Origin of the sequence: Streptomyces katrae, assembly GCF_000966975.1 — a bacterium.
GTDB lineage: Bacteria > Actinomycetota > Actinomycetes > Streptomycetales > Streptomycetaceae > Streptomyces > Streptomyces katrae.
On sequence record NZ_JZWV01000325.1, the window covers coordinates 1 to 6566 of the forward strand.

Annotated in this window: 7 protein-coding genes and 1 pseudogene; 3 read left to right on the forward strand and 5 right to left on the reverse strand. The window is 72.3% G+C overall.

Annotated features, from left to right (window positions below):
- The coding region (locus VR44_RS12890) for an MFS transporter (protein WP_045947600.1) at positions 1 to 1077 on the forward strand (1077 nt) is incomplete at its 5' end.
- On the opposite strand, the gene VR44_RS12895 is transcribed toward VR44_RS12890, so the two are convergent.
- The gene (locus VR44_RS12895) at positions 1065 to 1727 is read right to left on the reverse strand and encodes a TetR/AcrR family transcriptional regulator (protein WP_045947601.1); all 663 of its coding nucleotides are present in this window, start codon (positions 1725 to 1727) and stop codon (positions 1065 to 1067) included. The two genes, VR44_RS12890 and VR44_RS12895, sit on opposite strands and share 13 nt — an antisense overlap.
- 158 nt (positions 1728 to 1885) lie before the next feature.
- On the opposite strand from VR44_RS12895, the gene VR44_RS12900 reads away from it, so the two are divergent.
- Positions 1886 to 2122, forward strand: a complete 237-nt coding sequence (locus tag VR44_RS12900; RefSeq protein WP_045947602.1) for a WhiB family transcriptional regulator — start codon at positions 1886 to 1888, stop codon at positions 2120 to 2122.
- A 31-nt stretch (positions 2123 to 2153) separates the two neighbouring features.
- Here the strand turns inward: VR44_RS12900 and VR44_RS12905 are convergent, their stop codons facing one another.
- The 4 genes from VR44_RS12905 to VR44_RS12920 form a co-directional block, all read right to left on the reverse strand.
- The gene (locus tag VR44_RS12905; RefSeq protein WP_045947603.1) at positions 2154 to 3125 is read right to left on the reverse strand and encodes an acyl-ACP desaturase; all 972 of its coding nucleotides are present in this window, start codon (positions 3123 to 3125) and stop codon (positions 2154 to 2156) included.
- A 241-nt stretch (positions 3126 to 3366) separates the two neighbouring features.
- Positions 3367 to 5013: an ABC-F family ATP-binding cassette domain-containing protein gene (locus VR44_RS12910; RefSeq protein ID WP_045947604.1), complete on the reverse strand. Its 1647-nt coding sequence runs from the start codon at positions 5011 to 5013 to the stop codon at positions 3367 to 3369.
- A gap of 199 nt (positions 5014 to 5212) precedes the next feature.
- Positions 5213 to 5629, reverse strand: coding sequence for a spore wall synthesis regulator SsgD (gene ssgD / locus VR44_RS12915; protein ID WP_045947605.1), 417 nt, complete (start codon positions 5627 to 5629; stop codon positions 5213 to 5215).
- Positions 5630 to 5808: 179 nt separating this feature from the next.
- Complete coding sequence (locus VR44_RS12920) at positions 5809 to 6249, reverse strand: (4Fe-4S)-binding protein (RefSeq protein ID WP_045947607.1); 441 nt, start codon at positions 6247 to 6249, stop codon at positions 5809 to 5811.
- A gap of 83 nt (positions 6250 to 6332) precedes the next feature.
- Between VR44_RS12920 and VR44_RS12925 the strand changes: the two are divergent.
- A pseudogene (locus VR44_RS12925) lies at positions 6333 to 6566 on the forward strand (hypothetical protein); the annotation flags it as partial.

Sequence of the window (6566 nt, forward strand, 5' to 3'; positions counted from 1 at the left end):
CTGCTGATCCTGGCCCGCGCGCTCCAGGGCGCCGCCGCGGCCGGAATGATCCCGGCCGCGCTGGGACTCGTACTGGCACACACGCCGCCCGCCCGGCGGGCCGCCGCGATCGGCGCCTGGGGAGCGGCCGGCGGACTCGCCGCCGCCGTAGGGCCCAGCCTCGGCGGGCTGCTGGTCGAGGTGTGGGACTGGCGTGCGATCTTCATGGTCAACGTGCCGCTCGGGCTGCTGGTGTGCCAGGCCGCCCGGAACGCCCTCCCCCGGGAGGAGCCCGCCGGGCGCCGGCTGCCCGACGTCCTCGGTACGGCCGCCCTCGCACTCGGCATCGGCGCGCTGGTGGCCGGCCTCACCCAGGGCGCGGAGTGGGGCTGGACCAGCGCCCCGGTGCTCGTCCTCGCGGTCGGCGGGCCGCTGTCGATCGTCTCGGCCCTGCACCGCTCCCGCCGCCACCCCGCCCCGGCGGTCGACCGGCACCTGTGGCGCGCGCCGGTCTTCGCCCGCTCCAACGTCAGCGCCCTGCTCTTCGGCGCGGGCATGTACGCATGGCTGCTGACCGGCCCCTCCTACCTCATGGCCCGCTGGCACTACACGCCCCTGGAGGCCGGGTTCGGGGTCACTCCGGGCGCAATCCTCGCGATGGCCGGGGCGCTGGTGGTGGGCCGCCGGGTGCCGCCGCGGCTCCAGTGGGCGGCCGTCGTCCTCGGCTCGCTGCTCTTCGCCGCCAACGCCCTGCTGCTGTGGGGCTGGGCCGCGCACTCGACCTCGTACGCCCAGGTGTTCCTGCCCGCCGGTCTGCTGGGCGGTCTCGGCATCGGCACCGCGCTCACCGCGCTCTCCGCGGCGGCCTCCGCCACCCTCCCGCCACAGCGGTTCGCGGCCGGTACGGGCCTGCTGATGACCGCCCGCCAGCTGGGCGGCGCCCTCGGGGTCGCCGCCACCGCCGCCCTGCTCACCGGCGAGGGCGACCGCTGGAGCGGGGTGTTCCTGCTGACGGCGCTCACCGCACTGGGCGCGGCGGCGGCCGGCTGGTCGATGCGGGCGGGGAAGAAGGGGCCGGGCCCGCGTCAGACGGCGTAGTCCACGGCCGGCGGCCGCTCCGGGAGCTCGTCCGGGGCGGCCGCGACGGCGCGCAGCCGGCCGAGGATGCCCCGGCCGGCCCGCTCGTACGCCGACGGGTCCTCGTGCAGGACCGAATGGGCGTTGGCCAGCTCCATCAGCGCCATGACCTCGAACGCCAGCTGGGGCACGTCCGCCGCCTCGAAGCCGGGGCGGAAGGCGCCGGCCAGCCGCGCCTCGTCCAGCACCCGCTCCACGTAGCCGATCCAGTCGGCACGGGCCCGGGCGACCTCGTCGCGGACCGGGCCGGGGCGGGCGTCGAACTCCGCGGAGACGGAGTAGAAGAAGCATCCGCCCGGGAAGACCCGGCGCCCGGAGTACTCCAGCCAGCTGAGGAACAGCTGCCACGCCTTGGCGGCCCCGGGCGGTGCCTCGCGCACGGGCCGTACGACGTGCTCCACGAACACCTCGCGGGCGGCGCGGACCGTCGCGAGCTGGAGGTCCTCCTTGGACCCGAACAGGGCGAACACCCCGCTCTTGCTCAGGCCCAGGTCCGTGGCGATCTTCCCCAGGGACAGGCCCTCCAGGCCGTCGACCGAGGCGATCTTCACCGTCCGTTCGAGGACGGCCCGCCGCGTCTGGTTCCCGCGCTCCACGCGTCCGTCTGCCATACGGGCAGCTTACCGAACGCACGGTCGTTCACTCTGTCGGCGGGACGGACGGCCGAGCGTTGTCAGAGGGGGGTGGGATGCTGTCCCCGGCAGGGCCGTGCCCGGTGTGTTGATCCCGCGTTGATCGGATGTCCATCGCGCCCGTCCAGGATCGCCGCATGTCGATGAACACCACCTCCGCCCCCGCCTGGTACGACCTCGCCCTGTGCGCCCAGACGGGCCCGAGCTTCTTCTTCCCGGAGCCGGGCTCCTCGCTCCAGGACGCGAAGCGGCTCTGCGGGGCGTGCGAGGGCAGGGCCGCGTGCCTGGAGTACGCACTCGCCAACGACGAGCGTTTCGGCGTCTGGGGCGGGCTGTCGGAGGCGGAGCGCCTCGCGCTGCGTCCGCGAGCCTGAGACCTCGGCCGGCCCGCGCGCGGCTGGGACCTCAGCCCAGACGGGCGGCCATGCGGGCGGCGCGCGCGGCCAGGCGCTCGTCGAACTTGCGGGCCTCGGAGTCGAGGCCGTTCATGAAGAGCCCGAGCTCCTCCTGTGCCTTCTGGCCCTCCGGGCCCAGCCCGTCGATGTCCATGATCTTGAGGAAGCGGATCACGGGGCTGAGCACGTCGTCGTGGTGGATCCGCAGGTTGTAGACCCCGCCGATCGCCATCTGCGCGGCCATCCGCTCGAACCCGGGCATGCCGTGTCCGGGCATCCGGAAGTTGACGACCACGTCGCGCACGGCCTGCATGGTCAGGTCGGGGGCGAGCTCGAAGGCCGCGGCCAGCAGGTTCCGGTAGAAGATCATGTGCAGGTTCTCGTCCTGCGCGATGCGCGCCAGCATCCGGTCGCAGACCGGGTCCCCGGACTGGTGGCCGGTGTTGCGGTGCGAGATGCGGGTCGCGAGCTCCTGGAAGGCCACGTACGCCACCGAGTGCAGCATCGAGTGGCTGTTGTCGGACTCGAAGCCCTCCGACATGTGCTGCATCCGGAAGGCTTCCAGCTTGTCCGGGTCCACGGCGCGCGAGGCCAGCAGGTAGTCGCGCATCACGATGCCGTGGCGGCCCTCCTCGGCCGTCCAGCGGTGCACCCAGGTGCCCCAGGCGCCGTTGCGGCCGAACAGCGTCGCGATCTCGTGGTGGTAGCTGGGGAGGTTGTCCTCGGTCAGCAGGTTGACGACCAGCGCGATCTTGCCGATGTCGGTGACCTTGGACTGCTGCGGGTCCCAGGCCTCGCCGTCCTCGAAGAAGCCCGGGAAGTTCCGGCCGTCGCTCCACGGGACGTACTCGTGGGGCATCCAGTCCTTGGTGACCTTCAGATGGCGGTTGAGCTCCTTCTCGACCACCTCTTCCAGCGCGTACAGCAGCTTGGCGTCGGTCCACGCCTCCGAGCTGCCGAGGTGGGGAGAGGTGATCGTCACGGGTGCTCCTGGGGACAAAGCGAATTACCTACGGTTCCGTAGCCTACGGTCTCGTAGGTTAAGCGTGACATCAGGGCCAGCCAAGCCCCGGCCGTGGTTGTGCCCGGCTACATCCGGTTATCTACGCAGTTGGAGGGGGCGGCAGAGGCCTCCACGGGGGTGAGAATCACGCCAGAAGGTGGCCGTCCCCTCCGGCCTTGACGGCCGGAGGGGACGGGGTACGGGCCGCAGGGGCCGGCGGTCAGTCCTGCCAGAGCGAGGCGCGGACCTCTTCGGCCGTGGTCGGCCGCAGGCCCCGCTCGCCGTCGAGCAGCAGCCACCGCGTGATCCCGACCGACTCCAGGAACGGCACGTCGTGGCTCGCCACGATCAGCGCCCCCTCGTACGCCTCCAGGGACTCCCCGAGCCGGCGCACGCTCGCCAGGTCCAGGCTGTTCGTCGGCTCGTCCAGCATCAGCAGCTGCGGAGCCGGCTCCGCCAGCAGCAGCGCCGCGAGCGCCGCCCGGAACCGCTCGCCGCCCGAGAGGGTGCCGGCCGCCCGGTCCGCCCGGCCGCCCCGGAACAGGAAGTGCGCGAGCCGCGCCCGGATCAGGTTGTCGGAGGCGTGCGGGGCGAACCGCGCGACGTTCTGTACCACCGAACGCTCGTCGTCCAGTACGTCCAGCCGCTGCGGCAGGAAACGCGCCGGGACGTGCGTCACCGCCTCGCCCGACACGGGAGGCAGCTGCCCGGCGAGCGTGCGCAGCAGCGTCGTCTTGCCGGAGCCGTTCGCACCGACCAGCGCGATCCGCTCCGGACCGCGCACCTCCCACTCGCCCGCCGCCCCGGCACCATGGGCCAGGCGCAGATCGGTCAGGGTCAGCACCCGCCGGCCCGGGGGAACCTGCGTGGCGGGCAGCTCGATGCGGATCGCGTCGTCGTCGCGCACCGCCTCCACCGCCTGGTCCAGCCGCTCGCGGGCGTCCGCCAGTTTCTCGGCGTGCATCGTGCGGTGCTTGCCCGCCGACTCCTGGGCGGCGCGCTTGCGCGTGTTCATCACGATCTTCGGCTCGCGCTTGCTGTCGTACATCTTCTGCGCGTACCGCTTGCGCCGGGCCAGTTTGACCTGGGCGTCGGCCAGTTCGCGCTTCTGGCGCTGGACGTCGGCCTCGGCGACCCGGACCATCCGCACGGCCGACTCCTGCTCGGCGGCCAGCATCCGCTCGTAGTCGCCGAAGTTCCCGCCGTACCAGCGGACTTCGCCGTCGCGCAGGTCGGCGATCTGGTCGACCCGCTCCAGCAGCTCGCGGTCGTGGCTGACGAGCACCATCACCCCGGACCAGGATTCGACGGCCGCGTACAGGCGCCGCCGGGCCCGCAGGTCCAGGTTGTTGGTGGGCTCGTCCAGCAGGAGCACGTCCGGCCGGGCCAGCAGCAGGGCGGCCAGCCGCAGCAGGACGCACTCACCGCCCGAGAGTTCGCCGACGGTGCGGTCCAGACCGGTCCCGGCGAGCCCGAGCTGGTCGAGCACGGCCAGGGCCCGTTCCTCCACGTCCCAGTCGTCGCCGACGGCGGCGAAGTTGGCCTCGGTGGCCTCACCCGCCTCGATGGCGTGCAGGGCCGTGCGGGCGGTGCGGATACCGAGTGCCTCGTCCACGCGGAGCGCGGTGTCGAGGGTGGCGTCCTGCGGGAGGTAGCCGAGGGTGCCGGCCACGGACACCTGGCCCCCGGACGGGGTCAGGGCGCCCGCGACGAGCTTCAACAGGGTGGACTTCCCGCAGCCGTTGAGTCCGATCAGGCCGGTGCGGCCGGGGCCGACGGTCCACTGGAAACCCTCGAAGACGGGGGTTCCGTCGGGCCAGTCGAAGGACAGGGAGGAGCAGGTGACAAAAGTAGGGGTGTGGCTCATGGAGGCCTCCAGGTTGCGTGAATGGTGCGTGCAACGCGGGGAGACAGCCGACTGTCACAAAGGTGTGGGCGTGCTGGCCGGTGTCTCGGACCTCAGAAGAGCAATGTCCTACTCCGTTTCGACGGCTATGGGGCACCGACGAAGTTACGGGCGGCCGGAGCCGCCCGCAACGAAATAAACAGAGGGGGCTTCGGACGACTCAGCAGGAGCCGCGCATCAGCTCGTCCAGGCTGTGGTCCATGTCCAGGTAGCGGTGCTCCAGGCCGGGCGGGACGAGCTCGCGGGAGCGCTCCAGGAATCTCTGGATCTCGGCCGTGGTCATCAGCACGATCGCCACCCCCTCCGGCGCGTGGAACTCCACCGTCGTCCGGTCCCCGTCGTACGGGCGCACGCGGACGTCGCCGCAGCCGGCCGGGTGCTGGATCCCGGACATCAGCAGCTCCCGCGCGAAGGTCCACGAGACCTCGACGCCCTCCAGCGTCGCGAGGGCCGGGAAGGCCATGCGGACGGCGAAGGGATCCGAGCGGTCGTAGCAGAGGGTGACGGGGACGGTCTCGACCTTCGGGGCGGTGGCGACCAGTCGTGCCTGTACGGCCTGCTCGATGACAGTGATCAAGGCTCGCTCCCTTGCGGCGGATCTGCTGCCGGGCTGTGGGGTGGAACCCGGCAACCGGATAGACGCCGGAATCGGCAAATCCGTGCAGGGCGGATGACGTGAGCTGCATCACCGATTGGCCGGATTCCGCCCGTGCGATCGCACAGCGTGACGGAGGGGAGGGTGCGGGGAAAGGGATCTCACTCCTTTCCGCAGGACCCGGAGTGATCGCAATAAGGCTGGTTACCGCTCACTCCACAGGCGCAAAGGACCGCTCTGGTCTCCCTCCGGACCTCTCCCGAGGCGGTGGTCACGCTCAGTTCCCCCCGCAGGAACAGTTGGCCGAGAGGCGACCGTACGACGGTGGCCGGCCGGTCCCCTTCCTCCGCCGGGCCCGTGGCCGTCCGGTACTGGAGCGCCCCGGACGGACAGCGCCGGACCACCTCCGCCACCCGCTCCGGCGCGGCGCCGTCCGGCTGGATCCAGGGGCGCCGCCCGGTGTCGAACACCTCGGGCAGACCGCCGACGCACCGGGCCGCGTGCAGACACCGGCCCGCGTCGTAGGTGACGGTGATCCCCTCGCCCGCGTACGCCTTGGGTTCCTTCGGCTCTTTCGGCTCTTTCGGCTCGTTCGCTTCCATGGAGGCCATGGCCCCACGCTAGGAACGCGCGGCCGGGAACGCACCCTGGACGGCGAAATACGCGTGCGTTAGCTTCCCGCGCCATGAGACTTCTGGGAGTTGGCATGTGCGCGGCGGCCCTGTTGGCGGCGGTGACGGCCGCACCGGCCCGGGCGGACACCGGGGCGCCGGACCTCTCCGCCTCCGGCCCACGGGGTGCGGTCTGGGCCCTCAAGGACACCGGTCCGGCCGCCGCGAACGGTGTCCGATTCCGTGGACTGGCCGCCGTCGGGCACGCCACCGCCTGGGTGGCCGGCACCAAGGGCACGGTCCTGCGC